The organism is Geodermatophilus bullaregiensis, assembly GCF_016907675.1.
Classification (GTDB): domain Bacteria; phylum Actinomycetota; class Actinomycetes; order Mycobacteriales; family Geodermatophilaceae; genus Geodermatophilus; species Geodermatophilus bullaregiensis.
The window spans coordinates 451,725-472,786 of the sequence record NZ_JAFBCJ010000001.1 but is presented as its reverse complement, the minus strand read 5'-3'; the positions used below and the strand labels follow the sequence as shown (position 1 = coordinate 472,786).

The 21,062-nt window shown below is 76.9% G+C and carries 19 protein-coding genes; 11 read left to right on the top strand and 8 right to left on the bottom strand.

The genetic code is table 11. The features are described from left to right. Window positions 1-83: 83 nt before the first annotated feature. Entirely contained in the window at window positions 84-875 is a 792-nt protein-coding gene (locus tag JOD57_RS02105) for a hypothetical protein (RefSeq protein ID WP_307824382.1), read from the bottom strand. Window positions 876-1,023: 148 nt separating this feature from the next. On the opposite strand from JOD57_RS02105, the gene JOD57_RS02100 reads away from it, so the two are divergent. Beyond that, window positions 1,024-2,409, top strand: coding sequence for a nitrate/nitrite transporter (locus tag JOD57_RS02100; protein WP_239568058.1), 1,386 nt, complete (start codon window positions 1,024-1,026; stop codon window positions 2,407-2,409). 125 nt (window positions 2,410-2,534) lie between these two features. Here JOD57_RS02100 and JOD57_RS02095 read toward each other — a convergent pair whose 3' ends face one another. The 4 genes from JOD57_RS02095 to JOD57_RS02080 form a co-directional block, all read right to left on the bottom strand. After that, the gene (locus tag JOD57_RS02095; protein ID WP_307824381.1) at window positions 2,535-3,683 is read right to left on the bottom strand and encodes a uroporphyrinogen-III synthase; all 1,149 of its coding nucleotides are present in this window, start codon (window positions 3,681-3,683) and stop codon (window positions 2,535-2,537) included. A 64-nt stretch (window positions 3,684-3,747) separates the two neighbouring features. Then, entirely contained in the window at window positions 3,748-5,175 is a 1,428-nt protein-coding gene (locus JOD57_RS02090; RefSeq protein WP_307824380.1) for a PP2C family protein-serine/threonine phosphatase, read from the bottom strand. Between the two features lie 23 nt (window positions 5,176-5,198). Further along, on the bottom strand, window positions 5,199-5,930 hold the full coding sequence (locus tag JOD57_RS02085) for a GAF and ANTAR domain-containing protein (RefSeq protein WP_204690389.1): 732 nt from the start codon (window positions 5,928-5,930) through the stop codon (window positions 5,199-5,201). Between the two features lie 88 nt (window positions 5,931-6,018). After that, window positions 6,019-7,068, bottom strand: a complete 1,050-nt coding sequence (locus JOD57_RS02080; RefSeq protein ID WP_204690388.1) for an MBL fold metallo-hydrolase — start codon at window positions 7,066-7,068, stop codon at window positions 6,019-6,021. A 41-nt stretch (window positions 7,069-7,109) separates the two neighbouring features. Between JOD57_RS02080 and JOD57_RS02075 the strand changes: the two genes are divergently transcribed. The 7 genes from JOD57_RS02075 to JOD57_RS02045 all read left to right on the top strand — a co-directional run bounded on the left by JOD57_RS02075 (window position 7,110) and on the right by JOD57_RS02045 (window position 12,356). Further along, window positions 7,110-7,598: a PH domain-containing protein gene (locus tag JOD57_RS02075; RefSeq protein WP_307824378.1), complete on the top strand. Its 489-nt coding sequence runs from the start codon at window positions 7,110-7,112 to the stop codon at window positions 7,596-7,598. Window positions 7,599-7,949: 351 nt separating this feature from the next. Then, entirely contained in the window at window positions 7,950-8,606 is a 657-nt protein-coding gene (infC, locus tag JOD57_RS02070) for a translation initiation factor IF-3 (RefSeq protein WP_204694517.1), read from the top strand. Window positions 8,607-8,719: 113 nt separating this feature from the next. Further along, window positions 8,720-8,914 carry a 50S ribosomal protein L35 gene (rpmI, locus tag JOD57_RS02065; RefSeq protein WP_204690387.1) on the top strand — a complete coding sequence of 65 codons (195 nt, stop codon included), beginning with the start codon at window positions 8,720-8,722 and terminating at the stop codon, window positions 8,912-8,914. Between the two features lie 34 nt (window positions 8,915-8,948). Continuing rightward, window positions 8,949-9,335 (top strand): 50S ribosomal protein L20, encoded by a 387-nt coding sequence (rplT, locus tag JOD57_RS02060; protein ID WP_093579784.1) that lies wholly within the window; start codon window positions 8,949-8,951, stop codon window positions 9,333-9,335. Between the two features lie 166 nt (window positions 9,336-9,501). Then, window positions 9,502-10,299, top strand: a complete 798-nt coding sequence (locus JOD57_RS02055) for a TrmH family RNA methyltransferase (protein WP_204690386.1) — start codon at window positions 9,502-9,504, stop codon at window positions 10,297-10,299. Window positions 10,300-10,440: 141 nt separating this feature from the next. Beyond that, complete coding sequence (locus tag JOD57_RS02050) at window positions 10,441-11,667, top strand: epoxide hydrolase family protein (protein WP_204690385.1); 1,227 nt, start codon at window positions 10,441-10,443, stop codon at window positions 11,665-11,667. 95 nt (window positions 11,668-11,762) lie between these two features. Next, window positions 11,763-12,356, top strand: a complete 594-nt coding sequence (locus JOD57_RS02045) for a DinB family protein (protein ID WP_204690384.1) — start codon at window positions 11,763-11,765, stop codon at window positions 12,354-12,356. Between the two features lie 45 nt (window positions 12,357-12,401). Here JOD57_RS02045 and JOD57_RS02040 read toward each other — a convergent pair whose 3' ends face one another. Both JOD57_RS02040 and JOD57_RS02035 read right to left on the bottom strand, forming a co-directional pair. After that, window positions 12,402-14,729: a diguanylate cyclase domain-containing protein gene (locus JOD57_RS02040; protein WP_307824377.1), complete on the bottom strand. Its 2,328-nt coding sequence runs from the start codon at window positions 14,727-14,729 to the stop codon at window positions 12,402-12,404. 78 nt (window positions 14,730-14,807) lie between these two features. Further along, the gene (locus JOD57_RS02035) at window positions 14,808-15,644 is read right to left on the bottom strand and encodes an EamA family transporter (protein WP_239569162.1); all 837 of its coding nucleotides are present in this window, start codon (window positions 15,642-15,644) and stop codon (window positions 14,808-14,810) included. 191 nt (window positions 15,645-15,835) lie between these two features. Between JOD57_RS02035 and pheS the strand changes: the two genes are divergently transcribed. Genes pheS through JOD57_RS02020 form a run of 3 tightly spaced genes read left to right on the top strand, consistent with a single transcriptional unit; the run spans window position 15,836 to window position 20,197 of the window. Continuing rightward, window positions 15,836-16,903: a phenylalanine--tRNA ligase subunit alpha gene (gene pheS, locus JOD57_RS02030; protein ID WP_204690382.1), complete on the top strand. Its 1,068-nt coding sequence runs from the start codon at window positions 15,836-15,838 to the stop codon at window positions 16,901-16,903. After that, window positions 16,900-19,389: a phenylalanine--tRNA ligase subunit beta gene (gene pheT, locus JOD57_RS02025; RefSeq protein ID WP_204690381.1), complete on the top strand. Its 2,490-nt coding sequence runs from the start codon at window positions 16,900-16,902 to the stop codon at window positions 19,387-19,389. Before pheS ends, pheT begins: the two co-directional genes overlap by 4 nt. Then, complete coding sequence (locus JOD57_RS02020) at window positions 19,382-20,197, top strand: SDR family NAD(P)-dependent oxidoreductase (protein WP_204690380.1); 816 nt, start codon at window positions 19,382-19,384, stop codon at window positions 20,195-20,197. The genes pheT and JOD57_RS02020 overlap by 8 nt, the downstream gene beginning before the upstream one ends. Before the next feature lie 7 nt (window positions 20,198-20,204). Here JOD57_RS02020 and JOD57_RS02015 read toward each other — a convergent pair whose 3' ends face one another. After that, on the bottom strand, window positions 20,205-20,939 hold the full coding sequence (locus JOD57_RS02015) for a 3-keto-5-aminohexanoate cleavage protein (protein ID WP_307824376.1): 735 nt from the start codon (window positions 20,937-20,939) through the stop codon (window positions 20,205-20,207). Window positions 20,940-21,062 lie beyond the last annotated feature (123 nt).

Sequence of the window (21,062 nt, the reverse complement as noted above, 5' to 3'; positions counted from 1 at the left end):
GTCGCGGCGGGCGGGCCCGGCCGGTCGCGACCCGTGCACACCCCGCGAGCCGGGTCTGACCGCCGGTCCCGATCCGCGGGCGGTCAGGCCAGGCCGGCCAGGGCGGCGGCGACCGCCTCGTCGCGGACGAAGTCCAGCGCCAGCAGCCGGTGCACCAGCACCCCGCGGCGGGTCAGCCGCAGGTCGGCCGGGCGCAGCCGGGGCAGCGCCGCGCCGCCCGGGCGGGGCTGCGCCGGCGGCGGGTCGAGCAGGCCGCGCCGCTGCAGGTCGGAGAGGTCCTCCAGCGCACCCCACGCCGTCCAGCCGCGCGGGTCCTGCGGCACCGGCGTCATCGGCAGGGGCACCCGGTCGCGCCGGGCGACCGCGGCCAGCAGCACCCACTGGCGGGCGGTGAGGTCGGTGGCCAGCCGCAGCCCGCGGCCGACCACGGCGGCGTCGAGGTCGGGGGAGACGGCGGCCTCGGCGAGCAGGTAGCCCAGGTGCCGGACCCGCCACTCCTCGGGCGTGACCCGGGCGGTCAGGACGACGCCCTCGGCCAGCTCGTCGGCCCGCGCGCGGTCGCCGGGACCCGGGGCGAGGAGGCCGTCGGTGCGCACCGCCCGGCCCTGCGCGGCGCGGGTCACCGACAGCTCGACGGCGAAGGCCAGCGCGGCACCGGCCCGGCAGCGCGCGCGGCCGGGGACGGGCGCGGGCGGGTCGACGTCGGCCGCCGTCGCCGTCCGCCGCAGCCATGCCGCCAGCCCGGCGTCGAGCTGCACCCGCGACGACCCCGCGTCGAACAGCAACCCCGCCGCCGTGCGCGCCATCGACCCGGCCACCAGCTCGCCGGACTCCACCAGCGCGCGCCCGGGCGCTGCCTCCGCGTTCTCCTGCACGACAGCGATCATCGCCGGTCGCGGCGTCCGGCGTCGGGGCGCGCCCGGCGTCCTCACCACAGCGGGGCACGGGCGGTGAGCACAACGGAACAGAAGGACAGCCCGACGGCGACGGCGGGGAAACGGCCGGCGGCGACGCTCCCGGACCATGGCCGCCCCCACCCGCACGTCCCCACCTGCCGTCGCCGCGGCGCCCGCCCCACCTCGCGGCGGGCGCTGGATCGACGACTGGCGCCCCGAGGACCCCGCCTTCTGGGAGTCCACCGGCAGGCGCGTCGCCCGCCGCAACCTGTTCTTCTCGGTGTTCTCCGAGCACGTCGGCTTCTCGATCTGGAGCCTGTGGTCGGTCGTCGTCCTCTTCCTGCCCGAGTCGGTGTACGGCATCGACCCGGCCGGCAAGTTCCTGCTCACCACGCTGCCCACCGCGCTGGGCGCGTTCGTCCGGCTGCCCTACACCTTCGCCGTCGCGAAGTTCGGCGGCCGCAACTGGACGATCGTCAGTGCCGCGCTGCTGCTGGTGCCCACGATCGCGACCGCCGTCGTCCTCGAGCCCGGCGTCTCCTACACGACCCTGCTGGTGGTCTCCTGCCTGGCCGGGGTGGGCGGTGGCAACTTCGCCAGCTCGATGGCCAACATCAACGCCTTCTACCCCGACCGGCTCAAGGGCTGGGCGCTGGGCCTCAACGCCGGCGGGGGCAACCTCGGCGTCCCGGTCATCCAGCTCGTCGGCCTGCTCGTGCTCGCCACCGCCGGTGCCGAGCACCCGCGCACCGTGCTGGTGGTCTACCTGCCGCTCGTCGTCGTCGCCGCCGTCGGCGCGGCGCTGCTCATGGACAACCTGAGCACGGCCCGCAACCAGCCGCGGGCCATGCGCGAGGCCACCCGCGAGCCGCACACCTGGATCATGTCGTTCCTCTACATCGGCACCTTCGGCTCGTTCATCGGCTTCGGGTTCGCCTTCGGCCAGGTGCTGCAGAACCAGTTCGCGAGCGACTTCGCCACCCCGCTGGCCGCGGCGTCGCTGACCTGGCTCGGGCCGCTGCTGGGCAGCCTCATCCGCCCGCTCGGCGGCTCGCTGGCCGACCGGTTCGGTGGCGCCCGCATCACCTTCTGGAACTTCGTCGCCATGGCCGCCGGCGCCGGTGTCGTCCTCACCGCCAGCCGCGTGGGGTCGCTGCCGCTGTTCGTCGTCGGGTTCGTGCTGCTGTTCGTGCTCAGCGGCCTCGGCAACGGCTCGACCTACAAGATGATCCCGGCGATCTTCCGCACCCAGGCCCAGCAGGCCGTCGCCGCGGGCGCCGACGGCGCGGACGCCGACCGCCGGGCGCTGCGCATGTCGGGAGCGCTCATCGGCATCGCCGGCGCGGTGGGCGCCTTCGGCGGGGTGCTGGTCAACCTGGCCTTCCGCCAGTCGTTCCTCACCACCGGCAGCGGGGACGGCGCCTACCTCGCGTTCATCGCCTTCTACGCCGTCTGCGTCGTCGTCACCTGGGTGGTCTACCTGCGGCCGACCTCCCGCACCGCCGGCGTGTAGCGGGAGGAGACCCTGCGGGCCCCCGAGCGGGGGCCCGCAGGGTCTCCCGAGGGGGAGCCGCGGTCGGGCTCAGCGGCGGTCAGGGACGGCAGGTGGCCGCGGTGGGAGCCCGGTGGGGCGACGGATCACGGGGCGAGGCGGTAGCCGCGCTTGACCACCGTCTCGACGACGCCGGGGCCCAGCGCGGCCCGCAGCCGGGTCACGGCCATCTCGACGGCGTGGCCGTCCCCGCCGCCGGGCAGCCCGTGCACCAGGTCGGCCTTGGCGACGACGGTCCCCGGACGTGCGGCCAGAGCCCGCAGCACCGCCATCGAGCCCGGCGGCAGCTCGACCAGCCGGCCGTCGAGCACCGCGGCGTACCCCCGCACCTGCAGGTCCGCGCCGCCCACGCGCAGCACCGGGTCGCGCTCGGGCAGGCGGGCGACGACCTCGCGGGCCAGCGCGCCGAGCCGGGAGCGCTCGGGCTGCACGGTCGGCACGCCGGCGGCGGTCAGCGGCCCGGCGGTCGTCGCGCCGACGGCCACGGCCAGCACCGGACCGGTCAGCGCGGCGACCACCTCGTCGTGCAGCCCCAGGTCGGCGGCCGTGCGCAGCAGGCTCGCGGCGGCGGGGGCGCTGGTGAACGTCACGGCGTCGACGGCGCCGGCCACCACCGAGCCGACCAGCCGGCGCAGCGGCGCGACGTCCTCGGGCAGCACCCACCGGTAGACGGGGACGGTGAGCACCTCGGCGCCGGCGGCCCGCAGCGCGCCGACGACGTCGGAGAGCGGGTCACCGTGCAGCTGGACGGCGATGCGCCGCCCGGCCAGCGGCCCCTCGGCGCCGGAGAGCAGGTGCTCGAGCACCTCGGCCGAGGACTCCGACGGCGGCGACCACGCGTCGACCAGCCCGCCGCCGCGGATCGCCCCGCGCGCCTTGGGTCCACGGGCGAGCACCCGGGCCGGGCGCAGGTGCTCGACCAGCGGCAGGTCCCAGGCGTCGGCGGCCTCGAGCCATCCCCGGAACCCGACCCCGGTCGTGGCGACGACGAGGTCGACGGGCGCGGCCAGCACCGCCTCGGTGGCGGCGACCAGCTCGGCGTCGTCGGCCAGCGGGACGATCCGGATCGCGGGGGCGTAGACGACCCGTGCCCCGCGGCGGTCGAGCAGCGCGCCGAGCTCCTCGCGGCGCCGCGCGGCGGTCACGGCCACCGTGTAGCCGGCCAGCGGCGCCGGCCCGGGAGCCACCTGCTCGGGTGCGGGCGCCTGCTCGGGAGCGGTGGGGGTGGAGGTCACGTGCCCATGGTCCGTGCTCCGCGTTGCCGTCGTGTGACGCCGCGGTGTGACGTCGCCGGTGCGGTCAACGCGCGGCCCAGCACGCGAGCAGCACGCTCGCGTCGTCCTGCAGCAACCCGCCCTGGTGCTCGAGCACCGCGCGCATCAGCCGGCGCGCGGTCTCCGGTGGCGGCTGCCCGTCCGCAGCGGCCCGGGTCAGGAACTCGACCAGTCGCTGCTCGCCGAACCACTGCCCCGCGGCGTCACGCGCCTCGGTGACGCCGTCGGTGTAGAGCGCCAGCCAGTCCCCGGGCTCGAGCACCTCCTCGGCCACGGCGAAGTCCGCCGTCTGGATCCCGAAGGGCATCCGCCGGCCCCCGCTCAGCTCCTTGACGACCCGCCCGTCCCGCAGCAGGAGCGGTGCGGGGTGACCGGCGCTCAGATAGCGCAGCCGGCCGGAGGCGACGTCGAGCTCGGCCAGCACGCCGGTGACGAAGGCGCTGCCGGGGAACGTGGTGGCGACCACCTCGTCGACGGTGCGGGCCTGGTCGTGGATGCCGCGTCCGTCCCGCCGGGCGCTGCGGGCGGCGGCGAGGACCGCGGCGGCCATCAGCCCGGATCCCAGGCCGTGCCCCATCGCGTCGAGGACGGTCATCGACACGCTGTCCTCGGCCAGTGCGTAGTCGAAGGCGTCGCCGCCCACGTCGCTGCTGGGCTCGAGCAGGCCGGCCAGGACGAAGCCGTCGGTGGCGGCGGTGAGCGGGGGCAGCTGCTGCCAGATCAGCTCGGCCGACGGCGAGCGCGGGCGGCTGCGCCGGGCACGCTCCAGGACGTCGCCGTAGACCCCCGTCGAGGACAGCAGGTGCGCGACCATCGAGGCCAGCCACCAACACTGCTCGCGCAGGCCGGGGTCCTCCAGGTCGCGGACGTCGGGCACCCGTGCCTCGAGGACGCCGACCCGGTCGGCACCGTCGAGCAGCGGCACCCACAGGCGCGGGAGGCCCCCGGCCTCCGAGGGCAGGAGCCGTCCCGACCGGTAGACGCGGCCGGGCAGGGTGCCGTCGACGGCGACCGGTCCGGTGGGCGGCAGGCCGTCGCCGGGGAGCCGCACCAGCCGGTGCTGGTCGTGGTCGACCACGTGCACGGCGATCTCGACGCCGAGGACCTGTGCGGCCCGCACAGCGAGCGGGACCAGCCGGTCCGGCGGGACGGTGCGCGCGGCCTCGAGCAGCTGCAGCAGGGCCGCGAGCGGGCCGGTGGTGGGTCGGGGCGGGCGCAGCGGCCGGGAGTACGGCACCCGGCGTGCTGCGCAGAGCTCGTCGAGGCGCTCGTTGACCGCGACCGCCAGCAGGTCGCCGTCGGCGTCCGGGAGGCGCACCAGCCCGGCCAGGTGCGCCTCGACGTCGATGAGGTCCGCGTTGCCGCCGTAGGCGAAGTACCGCGTCCACAACTGCTCGAGGGTGAGGTCGGCGTGCCGGAGCGCGGCCCGCAGTCCGGTGCGTTGGGTGTCCACGGGGACCCGACCCTGCGGCGCCGTCACCGGCGCCGGCGGGCGGTCGAGTCGACCACGGACCGGGCCGCCTGCCGCAGCGTCACGCCCTCCCCACCGGAGCGGGACAGCAGCATGGTCAGCGCGGTCTCCTCCCCGACGCCGTGCCGGGCCATCAGCACGCCCTTGGCGGTGCTCACCAGGTCTCGGGACGACAGTGCCTGCCGCAGCTCGTCGCTGGCCCGCCGTGCCCGCTCCCGGGTCATGACCTGCGTGATCAGCAGGGCCGCCTGGGCCGCGGACAGGGTGAGCACCGGGACGTCGTGGTCGGTGAAGGCGCCGGGCTCGGCGCCGTAGACCTTGAGGGCGCCCAGGACGCGGTCCCCGGCCACCATGGGCGCGCTCATCACGGACAGCAGCCCCAGCTCCGCGGCGGCCGCCGCCCAGCGCGGCCAGCGCGGCTCGGCGGAGAGGTCGTCGGCGCGCACGAGCGTGCGGCCGGCGGCCGCGGCCAGGCAGGGGCCCTCGTCGAGCTCGTACTGCAGCGCGTCGGCGTGCTCGACCCGCGGGTCGGTCGACCCCGACGAGCGCCGCCCCGAGTCGTCGACGATCGAGACCCCGGCTCCCACCGCCCCCCGGACGGTCTCCCGCGTCAGCGAGCTGAGCAGGCCCACCGTGGTGGCCACGGTCTCCTCCGACAGCAGCAGACCGGACATGCGCGCGAAGACGGCCGACAGCTCGTCGGCCAGGGGGAGGGATCGGCTGGCGTCCTGGTGCACGGGCACCTCATCGCTACCGGCCGGGGCGCCACCGTGGGCTCGAGGTGCTGCGGCCTGTGGGGGCCCCAGGTTACCGCCCGGACCGCCCTCAGCGGACCGGCGCCGCCGTCCAGACCGGGACCGTGCCGCCGTCGCCGGCGACGAGCCCGCGGCTGGCCAGCAGTCGCAGGTGGGCGTCGGTCTCGGTGACGGCGAAGATCCGCATCCGCCGCTCGTACTGCGCCCACGGCCGGGACCAGGTCAGGTGCGCGGCCAGGTCCCACGGCGTGCTGCCCGGGTGCGCGCGGACGGCGGCCAGCAGCTCGGCCAGCCGGCGCTCGTGGTGCTCGCGCAGCTCGCGGGTGCGCTCGGCCAGCCCGCGGAACCGCCACTCGTGGCCGGGCAGCACCTCGCCGGCCTCACGCCCGCCGACGCCGGCCAGCGCGCCGAGGTAGTCGCGCAGCGGGTCGGCGGCGCCGCCCGCGTGCGTGGAGATGTTCGGGCTGATCCGGGGGAGCACGTGGTCGCCGGCGAAGAACAGCCCGGTCGCCTCGTCGGCGAAGCACAGGTGACCGGCGGTGTGCCCGGGCGTGTGGACGGCGCGCAGCGACCAGCCGGGCAGGTCGGCCCGGTCGCCGTCCTCCAGGAGCCGGTCGGGGCGGGCCACCCGGCGCAGGCCGATCCACTGCTCGGGTGTGCCGGCATCGGCCCGTGCGTCCTCCGGCGGCGCGCCCAGCCCGATGAGGAAGGCGACCTCCTCGGCCCACATCTGCTCGGGCGTGCGATCGGTGAACGTGGCGATGCCCTCGGCGTCGGCGGGGTGCATCGCCACCCAGGCGCCGGAGGCCTCCCGGACCCGCGCGGCCAGGCCGACGTGGTCGAGGTGCAGGTGGGTGACGAGGACCCCGCGCACGTCGGTGACGTCCCCGCCGATCGCGGTCAGGCCCGCGCGCAGTGCCGCCCAGCTCTCGTCGGCGTCCCAGCCGGTGTCCACGAGGCCGAGGCCGCCGCCGGCGAGCTCCAGGACGTAGGCGTTGACCCAGCGCAGCGGCCCGCCCATGGGCACCGGCACCGACCACAGTCCCCGCCGCACGTGCTCGACCGGCGGCAGCGTCCGCTCCTGCCAGGCCGCCCGCTGAGCGTCTCCGGTGACCTCCACGCCCGGCACTCTGCCAGCCGCCGGGCTGGGATCATGGGGGTGTGCCGACCCCACCGCCCGACCGCGTCACCGCCGTCCCGCGCCGCCTGCGGCTGCTCTGCGCGCTCGTCGCCGCGGTGGTCGTGGCGGTCATGGCGGTCGTCGCGGCGCTCCTGCCGTCGTCCTCGACCGGCGTGGTGACCTTCGGCCTCGCCGACCAGGTCGCGGTGCTGGGCCTCGGCCTGTTCGTCGGCGGCGGCATCCTGCTCCTCGGCCGGGCGCGGCTGGACGCCGACGCCGCCGGCGTGCGGGTCCGCAACGTGCTGGGCCGGCACGAGCTGCCCTGGGACGTCGTCCGGGCGGTGCGCTTCGACCGGTCCGCCCGGTGGGCGAGCCTGGAGCTGGCCAACGGCGACGAGGTCGCCGTCGTGGCCGTGCAGGCCGCCGACGGCGAGCGCGCGGCGGACGCCGTCGAGGGGCTGCGGGCGCTGCTGGCGGCCCACCGCGCCGCCCACCCCAGCCCGGCCACCGGTCCGCTGCTCTGGGACTGACGTAAGGACCCCCGTGCCCCCCACCCTTCCCAGGCTCGCGGCGGGCCCCGGCACGGGGGCCGCGCTCCTCCCCACCTTCCGCAGTCCCAGGGTGGTGCCCGGTGGGAGGGGAATGACCGGCGGGCGACGGGCGCTGTAGCATGGGCGAGCCTCCCCGCTACACGAGGCGCGCGAACCACTCACAGCGGCCCTGCCCCGGGCCGCTGACCAAGAGGAGCCCGCTCCCACCTGGCGCCGTCGAGGCGTCCAGGTCCCGGATCGCGACGGTCCGGCCCGCCCCGGCCGGTCGGTCGCGACGTGCACGACCCCTCGCGGGTCCGTGCCGCACCGGCGAACGGGCCCTGTGAGCACCTGCTCACGGGGCCCGCGTCGCTCCGGCGCCCGGGCGGGTGCGACTCCTCACCGTGCAGAAGCAGAGGAGAGGCCATCACCGAGCCCCGTATCAACGACCGTATCCGCGTCCCCGAGGTCCGCCTGGTCGGACCCGAGGGCGAGCAGGTCGGCATCGTGCCGATCGGCGAGGCGCTGCGACTGGCGCAGGACTCCGAGCTGGACCTCGTCGAGGTCGCGCCCATGGCCCGGCCGCCGGTCGTCAAGCTGATGGACTACGGGAAGTTCAAGTACGAGTCCGCCCAGAAGGCCCGCGAGGCCCGGCGGAACCAGGCGCTCACCGTCATCAAGGAGATGCGGCTGCGCCTGAAGATCGACCCGCACGACTACGAGACCAAGAAGGGCCACGTCGAGCGCTTCCTCAAGGGCGGCGACAAGGTCAAGATCACCGTGATGTTCCGCGGTCGCGAGCAGTCGCGCCCGGAGATGGGCTACCGCCTGCTGCAGCGGCTGGCCGCCGACGTCCAGGAGCTGGGCGTCGTCGAGTCCAACCCGAAGCAGGACGGCCGCAACATGGTCATGGTGATCGCCCCGCACCGGAACCAGGCCGCCACCGACGGCGCCCGCCGCCAGGCGAAGGCCGACCGGGCTGCCGAGGGTCAGGCCCCGACGGGCTGACCGGTCGGGCCGCAGGACCGCACCACCACAGACGGACGGTGCCGTGCGGCAGCTGTGTGCTGCCGCACGGCGCGAGCGCCGGCCGAGAGACCGACGAACAGGACGACGAGGACATGCCGAAGCAGAAGACCCACAAGGGCACCGCCAAGCGGGTGCGCGTGACGGGGACGGGCAAGCTCATGCGCGAGCAGGCCAACAACCAGCACAAGTTCGAGCACAAGTCCTCGCGGCGCAAGCGCCGGCTGGAGAAGGACCAGGTCATCTCCCCGGCCGACACCAAGAACCTCAAGAAGCTGCTGGGCATCTGAGCCCCCGCCTCCCCGACCAGAGAGGAGACTTCACGTGGCACGCGTGAAGCGGGCGGTCAACGCCCAGAAGAAGCGCCGGACGACCCTCGAGGCCGCCAGCGGGTACCGCGGTCAGCGTTCGCGCCTGTACCGCAAGGCCAAGGAGCAGATCCTCCACTCGGCCACCTACAACTACCGCGACCGCAAGGTGCGCAAGGGTGACTTCCGCAAGCTGTGGATCACCCGCATCAACGCCGCGGCACGTCAGAACGACATGACCTACAACCGGTTCATGCAGGGCCTGAAGCTGGCCGGCATCGAGCTCGACCGCCGCGTGCTCGCCGAGCTCGCGGTCAACGAGCCGGCCGCCTTCGCCGCGCTGGTGGAGACCGCCCGCGCCGCCGTCGCCGCGGCTCCCGCAGGTGGCGAGCAGGCCGCCTGATCCAGCACCTCCCGGCGCCGTCGGTGACCGGCCCTCCCGGGCCGGCGCCGGCGGCGTCGGCGTGTGCGGGGACGCCCCCGCCGCCGAGATCGCGCGATCTCGGCGTCTCGGGGCGCCGTGGACGCCGAGATCGCGCGATCTCGACCGGACCGGGGAGGACGACGACGTGGGCGAGCCGCTGACCGAGCGGTCGGGTCGGGTGGCCGCCGCCCGCAGGCTGACCCGGCGCGCCGGCCGCGACGCCGCCGGTGCCTTCCTCGCCGAGGGCCGCCAGGCCGTGTCCGAGGCGCTGGCGACCGCGCCCGGCGACGTCCGTGAGGTCTTCGCCACCGAGGCGGCCGCCGCGGCGCACGCCGACCTGCTGGCCGCCTCGCCCGTCCCCGTGCGGCTGGTCACCGACAGGGCCGCGGCCGGGTTGTCGGAGACGGTGACGCCGCAGGGGCTGGTCGCCGTCTGCGCGCTGCGCGACGTCCCGGCCGGGCGGCTGCTCGACGCCCCGCCGCCGCTGGCCGTGGGGCTGGCCGGCCTGGCCGACCCCGGCAACGCCGGCACGGTGCTGCGCACCGCCGACGCCTGCGGTGCCGGCGCGGTCGTCTTCGGCGCCGGCTCGGCCGACCCCTACGGCGGCAAGGCGGTCCGCTCCAGCGCCGGCAGCTTGTTCCACGTCGACGTCGTCCGCAGCGCCCCGCTCGGCCCGCTCGTGACCGGCCTCCAGGAGCGCGGCGTCAGGGTGCTGGCCGCCGACGGCGGGGGCGAGACCGGCCTCGACGACGCCGCGGCCACCGGGCTGCTGGCTGGGCCGGTGCTGTGGCTGTTCGGCAACGAGGCCCGCGGCGTACCGGCCGAGCTGGCCGGGGCCGCCGACGCCCGGGTGCGCATCCCGATGCGCGGTCGGGCGGAGAGCCTCAACCTCGCCGCCGCCGCGGCGATCTGCCTCTACGCCACCCAGCTCGCCCAGGGCTGAGGGGCCCCCTTCGACCCCGGTGCCGTGCTTGCCGTGCGGGCCAGGGTGGCACCCGTCTCGGGAGCGCCGACCGTGCCGCCGTGCACCCGCTGGTCCGGCCCGGTCCACGACTTCCCCGCATCCGAGTAGAGGCAGGGTCCCATGACCGCAGTCGCGCACCAGACCGGCAGTGCCATCCGTCCGTTCCACCTGCAGGTCCCGGAGGAGGACCTCGACGAGCTGCGCCGCCGGCTGGCCGCGACGCGCTGGCCCTCCCGGGAGCTGGTCCCGGACCGCTCGCAGGGCGTGCAGCTGGCGACGATGCGGGCGCTGGTCCGCTTCTGGGCGGAGGAGTACGACTGGCGCCGGTGCGAGGAGCGGCTGGACGCGCTGCCGCAGTTCACGACGGAGATCGACGGGGTGGACGTCCACTTCGTCCACGTGCGCTCGCCGCACGGGGACGCGTTGCCCCTGATCATGACGCACGGCTGGCCCGGCTCGGTCCTCGAGCTGCTCGGGACGATCGGCCCGCTCACCGACCCGCCTGCGTACGGCGGGCGCGCCGAGGACGCGTTCGACCTCGTGCTGCCGTCCCTGCCGGGTTACGGGTTCTCCGGCGAGCCGACCGAGCCCGGCTGGGACGTCGGCCGCATCGGGCGGGCGTGGGGCGAGCTCATGACGCGCCTCGGCTACACCCGCTACGTCGCCCAGGGTGGCGACGTGGGCGCCGGCGTCACCGACGCGATGGGCCGCCAGGCACCCGAGGGACTGCTCGGCATCCACGTCAACCTGCTCGTCACGGCGCTGGGCGGCCCCCTGCCGGCCGGGACCGAGGAGGAGCGCGCGGCGACCGAGGCGATCGCCACGTTCCGGGCGAGCGGCTTCGGCTACTTCCTGGAGATGGCCACGCGGCCCCAGACGATCGGCTACGCCCTGCTGGACTCACCGGTCGCCCTGGCCGCCTGGCTGCTCGACCACGACACGGACAGCTACGAGAAGATCTCGCGCGCCTTCGTCGACGGCCGGCCCGCGGGCCGGCTCACCCGGGAGTCGATCGTCGACAACGCCACGCTGTACTGGCTGACCGGCACCGGTGCCTCGGCGGCGCGGTCGTACTGGGACAGCTACGGAGTCGCTGCCTCGGCGGCGGCGGCCCGCCAGGCGCCATCGGAGGTCTCGGTCCCGGTCGGCTTCACCACGTTCCCCGGCGAGATCTGGCGGACGCCGCGCAGCTGGGCCGAGGGGTCCTATCCCACCCTGAGCTACTTCAACGAGGCGGACCGGGGCGGCCACTTCGCCGCCTGGGAGGAGCCCGAGCTGTTCGCGACCGAGGTCCGGGCGGCGTTCCGCCCGCTGCGCGCGCCGCGGATCCCCCGGCCGCGCCGCTGATCCCGCGGACCCGGGGCTCCGGGGGCGCTGTCGCCCCGGAGCCCCGGCCCCGCGGCGCCCCTGCCGGGCCGGCACCGGCTGGCAGGGTGGCCGGCGTGGACGAGACGACGGCCAAGGCGGTGCTGCACCGCTACCTGGTCACCTCGCGCGAGGCGCTGCTGTGGAAGCTCGAGGGGCTCTCGGAGTACGACGTCCGGCGGCCGCTGACCCCCACCGGCACCAACCTGCTCGGCCTGGTCAAGCACCTGGCCTGCGTGGAGGCCGGCTACCTCGGCTTCGTCGTGGGCCGGCCGTTCCCGGAGCCGATGCCCTGGGACGACGAGGACGCCGGTCCCGACGACGACCTGTGGGCGCGGGCCGACGAGAGCCGCGAGGACGTCCTCGCCCTGTACGCCCGGGCCACCGCGCACGCCGACGCCAGCGTCGAGGCGCTGCCGCTCGACGCTCCCGGCGAGGTGCCGTGGTGGCCCGAGGAGCGTCGGCACCCCACGCTGCACACGCTGCTGGTGCACGTCGTCGCCGAGGTCGCCCGGCACACCGGGCACGCCGACGTCCTGCGCGAGACGGTCGACGGCGCCGTCGGTCTGCGGCCGGACTCCGGCAACCTGACCCGCGACGGCGACGCGGACTGGGCCACCCACCGCGCGCGGGTCGAGCGGGCGGCCCGGGAGGCCTCCGGGCGGGCCTGAGCGCCGCCCGGCTGCCCGCCGGGCGCGGACGCCGTCGCTCCCCGCTCAGCCGGGCGGGGCCGGCACCGGCGCCGCGTCGGCCGGCGCCGCGCGGACCACGACGCGCCGCTCGGCCTTGCGGTCGTACATGTGCAGGTCGGCCCGGTGCAGCAGGTCGGCGAAGACGACGCCGTCGGCCGGGCAGACGCTGACGCCGATGCTGGCGCCCACGCCCACCTCGGTGCCGCGCAGCGACACCGGCCGGCGGATCGAGGTGGCCAGCTCCTCGGCCACCCGGCCGGCCTCGGCCGCCGCGGTCTCCGGCGAGAGGTCGGGCAGGGCGACCAGGAACTCGTCCCCGCCCAGGCGGGCCACCAGGTCGCGGCGGCGGACGCGGTCGCGCACCCGGCGCGCGACGACCTGCAGCAGCTCGTCGCCGGCGGCGTGGCCGAGCCGGTCGTTGACCGCCTTGAACCCGTCGAGGTCGACGAACAGCAGCCCGAGCGCGTCGCCGCGGGCGCGGGCCTCCCAGATGGCCGACTCGACCTGCTCCTCCAGCCGCCGCCGGTTGGGCAGGCCGGTGAGCGGGTCGGTCCAGGCCAGCTCCTGGATGCGGGCGAGTGCGGCCGACGTGCGGTCCCGCTCGCGCACCAGGGCGCGCTCGGCCTCCACGCGGGAGGTGACGTCGACCTGCACGCCGATGTACTGCACGACGCCGCCGTCGGCGTCGTGCACCGGCGCCAGGTGCAGCTCGTTCCACCACGGCGTGCGCTCCGGCCCGCGCAGGTTGAGCACGGTCTCCCGGCAGGACCGGCCCTCCGCGAGGGCCGCACGGATGCGGGCCACCGCGCCCGGGTCGGTGTCGGGGCTCTGCAGCAGCCGGCAGTTGCGGCCGAGGATCTCGCCGACGGGCAGGCCGGCGAGCTCGGCGAAGGCGGGGTTGGCGTAGACGATCGGCTGGTCGGGCAGCCGCGTGTCGACGACGGTCACCCCGCTCGGCGTGGCCTCCAGCGCGCGGCGCAGCAGCACCTCCGCCGCGGTGGTGCCCACCGCCAGGCCGGTGGCCGGCGGGCTCGCGGGGGCGGCGGCCGGGGGGACGGCGGACACCGCCGTCTCCGGGGCGGCGCCGGCGCGGGGCGCCACCCGGGACAGCAGCGAGGACGCCGCGCGGGACACGGTCGTGCGCTCGTAGGTCAGCGCGTACTCGAACGTGCGCTCGTGGTCGGGGCCCTCGTCGCCGAGGTCGCGGGCCAGCAGTGCGGCGCTGAAGTGCGGCGAGAGGACGGCGACGTCCCACTCCCCGCGCACCGGGTCGGCCGGGTCGAGGTGGGCGCCGCGCAGGCCGGGCAGCGGCTCGACCGGCAGGTCCTCGCCGAGCGCGCACACGAAGCCGGTGCGCTCGACCAGGTCGCGGTAGCGCTGGGTGGTCGACACGGTGAAGTGCCGGGCCTCCTGGAAGGTCGCGGCCACCACGCAGGTCTCGCCCAGGCGCATGGCCTCCCGCTCCAGCTGCTTGGACAGCTCGATGAGCAGCGCCTTGGGGGCGCGCCGCAGCGGCACGTCGTCGGGCAGGCACGCGAACGGCGAGACCGCGCCGACGGCGCCGGTGGGCCGGCCCGCACCCGGCAGCACCAGCTCGCCGACCGGCCGGTCGGCCACCGGGCCGGGCGCCGGGCGGCCGAACAGCCAGCCCTGGCCGAGCGTCGCGCCCAGCCCGCGCGCCGTCCGCAGGTGCCCCTCGTCCTCGATGCCCTCGGCCAGGACGACGGCGCCGCTGCGCTCGGCGTAGGCGTTGACCGCGTTCACGATCTCGGCCACCGCCGGCCCGGGGCGCTCCTGCACCAGGCGCAGGTCGAGCTTGACCACGTCGGGGCACAGCAGCGGCAGGAACGCCAGCGACATCGACTCCGCGCCGACGTCGTCCACGGCGATCGCCCAGCCCAGCTCGCGGACCCGCTCCACCGTCCGCAGCAGCTCGGCCGGGCGCGTGGCGATGGCCCGCTCGGTGATCTCCATGACCACCCGCAGGTCGCCCGGGGCGCGCTCGGCGATGGCCAGCAGGTCGGCCAGCGGTGCGGTGTCGAGCACCTCGGGCTCGACGTTGACGAAGACGGTCAGCGGCGCGACCAGGGCGGCGTCCACGGCGCCGCGGAAGGCGGCGGCCCGGCAGGCCTCGTCGAGCTCGGCCAGCCGGCCGGCGGCGCGCGCGGCGGCGAACAGCGCGTCGGGACGCTCCAGCGGGCCGACCGGTCCGCGGGCGAGCGCCTCGTAGGCCACCACCCGTCCCGTGTCGAGCTCGACGATCGGCTGGAAGACGCTGTGCACGCCGCGCAGGGCGTCGGCGAGCACCGGGTCGGTGAGGAGAGGCGTCCGTGCCTCCGGGGAGTGGCTCACCCTGGTCTCGTCGGCAGGACCGGGCCGGCGGACGGGTCGAACGGGCCGGCGGTCACCCGGACGGGGTACCGGCCCCGGTCAGGTGGGCAGTGTGATGAGGACGACGGCCGCCACCGCCACCCCCAGGCCGACCCGCTGGGCGCCGGCCAGCCGCTCGCGCAGCACCACCTGGGCCAGGACCACGGTGCTCACGGGGTACAGCGAGGCCAGCACGCCGGTGACCGCCAGCGACCCGCCGGCCTGGGTGGCCAGGAGGAACAGCGCGTTGGCCGCCATGTCGCCCACCCCGGCCAGCAGCACCACCGGCAGCGCCGGGCGCGGGACCCGCAGCGACCGCCGCGCGGCCAGTGCCAGCGTGCCGACCAGCAGCACAGACACCACGCGGGCGGCGACCAGCGGGCCGAGCCCGGAGTCCTCGCCGGTGCGGTCGAGCAGCACGAAGAACACCCCGAAGCCGGTGCCGGCGGCCAGCGCGGGGGCGACCGTGCCCAGCCGGGCCGCGCGCAGCGACGACAGCCCCCCCTCGGCGGCGACGAGCACCACCGCGCCCAGCGCCAGGACGATGCCGAGCGCGGCGAGCGGCCCGATCCGCTCGCCGAGCAGCAGCCCGCCGAGCACCGGCAGCGCCGCGGCCGACACCGCCGTCACCGGGGCCACCACGCTCATCACCCCGTCGGCCAGCGCCCGGTAGAACAGCAGCAGCGCGGCGGCCCCCGCGGTGCCGGCGGCCGCGCCCCACAGCAGGTCGGCCCGCCCCGGGTCCCCGCCGAGGACGGGCAGCAGCGGGACGAGCGCGACCAGCCCGGCGGCCTGCGACGCGGTGACCACGGCGACCGCGGCCGCGCGCCGGCTGGCCAGCCCGCCGCAGAAGTCGGCGATGCCGTAGACGACGGCCGACGCGAGGGCCAGCAGCATCGCCACGGCGCCCACTCTGCCGGGATCCCGAGAGCCGTCCCCGCCCGGGTCGAGCCGCCCCCACCGCGACGAGATCGGCGATCTCGTCGCTCCCTGGACCCCGGAGCGCACGAGACCGCCGATCTCGTCGCAGCGGCGCCCCGGCAAACCCGGGCGCGGCCGCCGCGGGGTGCCGGGCAGAATGGCCTCCCGTGTCCGGCGCCAACGACCCCTACGACCCCAAGCAGGTCGCCGCCCTGTCCGCCGAGGCCCTCGACGCCGCGGTCGCCGCCGCGCGGGAGGCCTTCGCGACGGCGGCCGACCTGCAGGCGCTGGCCGCCGTCCGCCCGGCCCACCTCGGTGACCGCGCGCCCGTGCCGCTGGCCCGCCGCGAGCTCGGCGCGCTGCCGCCGGCCGCTCGCGCGGACGCCGGCAAGCGGGTCAACGCCGCGCGGGTCGCCGTCACCGAGGCGTTCGAGGAGCGCAGGGCCGCGCTGGAGGCCGAGCGCGACGCCCGGGCGCTGGCCGAGGAGCGGGTCGACGTCACCCTGCCCTGGGACCGCACCCCCCGCGGCGCCCGGCACCCGCTGACCACGCTCGTGGAGCGGATCGCCGACGTCTTCGTCGGGATGGGCTACGAGGTCGCCGACGGTCCCGAGCTCGAGGCCGAGTGGCTCAACTTCGACGCCCTCAACATCCGCCCCGACCACCCGGCGCGCACGATGATGGACACCCTCTTCATCGCCCCCGAGGACTCCGGCCTGGTGCTGCGCACGCACACCAGCCCGGTGCAGGCCCGCACGCTGCTGGCCCGCCGGCCGCCGGTCTACGTCGTCGCGCCCGGGCGGGTGTACCGCACCGACGAGCTCGACGCGACGCACACCCCGGTGTTCCACCAGGTCGAGGGCCTGGCCGTCGACCGCGGCCTGACCATGGCGCACCTGCGCGGCACCCTCGACCACCTGGCGCGGTCGCTGTTCGGCCCCGAGGCGATCACCCGCTGGCGGCCGTCGTACTTCCCGTTCACCGAGCCCTCGGCGGAGTTCGACGTCTGGTTCCCCGAGCACCGCGACGGCCCGCGCTGGGTCGAGTGGGGCGGCTGCGGGATGGTCAACCCGCGGGTGCTGGTGGCCTGCGGGGTCGACCCGGAGGAGTACAGCGGCTTCGCCTTCGGCATGGGCATCGAGCGGGCGCTGCAGTTCCGCTCCGCCGTCGGCGACATGCGCGACATCGTCGAGGGCGACGTCCGGTTCACCAAGGCGTTCGGGGTGGACCAGTGAGGGTCCCGGTCGGCTGGCTGGCCGAGTACGTCGACGTCCCGGCGGGGACGACGGTCGAGGACCTCGACACCGCCTTCGTCCGCCTCGGCCTGGAGGTCGAGGAGGTGCACCGCCCGGCCGAGGTCACCGGCCCGCTGGTCGTCGGCCAGGTGCTCGGGATCGAGGAGCTGACCGGCTTCAAGAAGCCGATCCGGTACTGCCAGGTCGACGTCGGCGAGGGCACCCCGCGCGGCATCGTCTGCGGGGCGACCAACTTCGCCGTGGACGACACCGTCGTCGTCGCGCTGCCCGGGGCGGTGCTGCCCGGCGGGTTCGCGATCGCCGCCCGCACGACCTACGACCACGTCTCCGACGGCATGATCTGCTCGGCCCGCGAGCTGGGCATCGGCGAGGACCACGCCGGCATCCTGGTGCTCGGCACCGGCGGCGAGGGTCCCGAGCCCGGCGCCGACGCCGCGCCCGTGGTCGGTCTCGACGACGTCGTCATCGAGCTCAGCGTGACCCCCGACCGCGGCTACTGCCTGGCCATGCGCGGCATCGCCCGCGAGATGGGCACCGGCCTGGCCGTCGGCTGGCGCGACCCGGGTGCGGCGACGCCGCCGGCCTGGTCGGGCGAGCCGGCGTGGGAGGTCACCGTCGCCGACGCCGACCGCTGCGACCGGTTCTCGATGGTCGCGCTGGAGGGCCTGGACCCGACCGCGCCGAGCCCGTGGTGGATGCGCCGGCGCCTGGCCCAGTCGGGCATCCGCACCATCTCGCTGGCCGTCGACGTCACCAACTACGTGATGCTCGAGCTCGGCCAGCCGATGCACGCCTTCGACCGCGACGCCGTCAGCGGGCCGATCGTCGTCCGCCGGGCGCGCGAGGGGGAGCGGCTGACCACCCTGGACGGCGCCACCCGGGTGCTCGACGCCGACGACCTGCTCATCACCGACGACACCGGTCCGATCGGCCTGGCCGCGGTCATGGGCGGGGCCTCCACCGAGATCGGCAGGTCCACCGACGGCAGGGCCACGACCGCCGTCCTGCTCGAGGCCGCGCACTGGGAGGCGACCGGCGTCGCCCGCACCGCCCGCCGGCACCGGCTGCCCAGCGAGGCCGCCCGCCGCTTCGAGCGCGGCGTCGACCCGGAGATGACCCTCGCCGCGCTCGCCCGCGCCGCGGAGCTGCTGGCCGAGTACGGTGGCGCGCGCGTCGTCGGGGCCGCGGTCGACGTCGACACCCGCGCCCCGCGCCCGGCGATCGGGCTGGACGCGGACCGCCCCGCCCGCGTCGCCGGCGTCCCGTACGCCCCGGCGCGCGTGGTGGAGCTGCTCGGTGCGGTCGGCTGCGCGGTCGAGGGCGACGGCGGCCGGCTGTCGGTCACCCCGCCGTCGTGGCGGCCCGACCTCACCGACCCCGCCGACCTGGTCGAGGAGGTCGTCCGGCTGGCCGGCTACGACGACGTCCCCTCGGTGCTGCCCACCGCCCCGCCCGGGCGCGGCCTCACCGAGACCCAGCGCCGCCGCCGCGCGGTGGGCCGCGCGCTGGCCGAGGCCGGGTACGTGGAGGCGCCGTCCTACCCCTTCGTCGGCGCGCCGGCCCTCGACGCGCTCGGCCTGGCCGACGACGACCCGCGGCGCTCGGTGCTCCTGGTCCGCAACCCGCTCTCGGAGGAGGAGCCGGGCATGCGGACGACGCTGCTGCCCGGGCTGCTGGCCACGCTGGCCCGCAACCTCGCCCGCGGCCAGCGCGACGTCGCGCTGTTCGAGCACGGGTCGGTGTTCCCCGGCGGGGTCCGGGAGCCCGCGCCGCTGCCCGGCGTCGACCGCCGGCCCGACGACGAGACGCTGGCCGCGCTGCTCGGCGCGGTGCCCGAGCAGCCCTGGCACGTGGCCGTGGCGCTGACCGGCGCCCGCGAGCCGCGCGGCTGGTGGGGCCCGGGCCGCCCGGCCGGCTGGGCCGACGCCGTTCAGGCCGCCCGGCTGGTGGCCGCGGCCGCCGGCGTCGAGCTGTTCGTCCGCCCCGGTGAGCGCGCGCCCTGGCACCCCGGCCGCTGCGCCGAGCTGGTCGTGGACGACCGGGTGGTCGGTCACGCCGGCGAGCTGCACCCGCGGGTGTGCGCCGCGCTGGACCTCCCCGCCCGCACCTCGGTGACGGAGCTCGACGTCGACGCGCTGCCGGCCGCCGCCGTGCCGGTCGGGCCGCCGATCTCCACCTTCCCGCCGGTCTTCCTCGACCTGGCCTTCGTCGTGCCGGACGACGTCACCGCGTCGCACGTCGAGTCGCTGGTGCGCGGCGGAGCGGGGGAGCTGTTCGAGTCGGTGCGGCTCTTCGACGTCTACTCCGGCCCGCCGGTGCCCGCGGGCGCGCGCTCGCTGGCGTACTCGCTGGTGCTGCGGGCGCCGGACCGGACGCTGACCGCCGCCGACGTCGCGCACGTGCGCGAGGGGATCCTCGCGGTCGTCGGGATGCAGGGCATCACGCTGCGCAGCGGCGATGCCTGAGGGACCCGACCTCTCCGGTCTGGTCGCGCTCGTCACGGGCGCGTCGACCGGGATCGGCCGGCGTCTCGCCGAAGGGCTGGCCGCGCGCGGCGCGGCCGTCGCCGGGCTGGCCCGCGGCGCCGACCGGCTGACGGCGGCGATGGCCGAGGTCGCCGCGGCCACCGGCGCCCGCACGCTGGCGGTGGCCGCCGACGTCACCGATCGCGCCGCCGTCGACGCCGCCGTCGGGCGGGTGACCGGCGAGCTCGGTCCGGTGGGCCTGCTGGTCAACAACGCCGGCCTCATCGACGCCGCCGAGGTGCCGCTGTGGGAGGCCGACCCCGACCAGTGGTGGCAGGTGGTCGAGAGCCAGGTGCGCGGGCCGTTCCTCCTCGCCCGCGCCGTCCTGCCCGGGATGGTCGCGGCCGGTGGCGGGCGCGTGGTCGGCCTGGCCAGCGGGATCAGCACGCGGGCCAACCCGCACTACAGCGCCTACTCGGCGGGCAAGACCGCGCAGGTGCGGATCACCGAGTCGATCGACCTGGCCGGCGCCGCGCACGGCGTGCGGGCCTTCGACCTGGCGCCGGGCGTCGTCGACACGGCGATGACCCGCGCCATGCCGATGCACGCGGGCCGCACCGAGTGGACCCGCCCGGAGGACGTCGTCGACCTGGTGGTCGCGATGGCCGCGGGGGAGCTCGACCACTGGTCGGGCCGGTTCGTCCGCGCCGGCGTCGACGACCTGGCCACCCTGCGCGCCACCACCCCGGAGGGCGACGCCCGGAGGCTGCGGCTGCGGCCCTACGGGGACGGCGACCCGCTGGGCTGAGGGCCGGTCACCCCGCGCCGAGGGACCGGGCGGCGAGGACGAGCGCGGCGTTGCCCGGCGCCGGGCTCCCGTCGGGCAGCACCAGGGTGTCCTCCAGGCCGATGCGGCTGTCCAGCCCCCACCGCCGCGCGCAGCGCAGCGCCGGCCAGGTGCTGCTGCCCTCCCCGTGCAGCTGCACCGGCACACCGCCCGGCGTCCAGCCGTCCGGGCCGGCGCCGACGGCGACCAGCAGCTCCGCGGCCCGCTCCTCGGTAGCCGCCGCGTCCGGCCCGTCGGGCAGCTCCACGAGCACCCGGCAGCACCGGTCGCGCAGCGGGGAGGCCCGCCAGGCGCGGACGGCGTCGGCGTGCCACAGCCCCGCCTCGACGCCGACGCCACGGTCCAGCAGCGCGGCGGCGACGTCCTCGGCGCCGTCCTCGTGCCAGTTCACCGAGGCGGTGTCCGGCAGCGCGGTCCAGGACCGGACCGCGGACACCCGGCCGGCCGGGCCGGGCGCGGCCCACGCACCGGTGGTCACGCCGACCGGCAGTCCGGGCGCACGGGCCCGCACGGCGGCGAGGACGGCGGCCAGCTCCGCGGCGGACAGGGTGTCCGCACCGGCGGCGTCCTTGACGTGCAGGTGGACCGCTCCGGCTCCGCAGGCGCGGACGGCGGCGCCATCGGCGGCCAGCTGGTCCGGAGCGACCGGCAGCGCCGGGTGCTCCGGCGCACGGCGGGCACCGTTGAGGCAGGCCTGCAGCACGCTGCCATCCTGCTCCGCGGGTCCTCGTGCTCCGGTCCGCACCGGGGGCAGAGCACGACCGTCGTCGAGGGGGACCTCGGACCCCTCGTGAACGGTCATGCACGAACATGTATGGTCATGCAC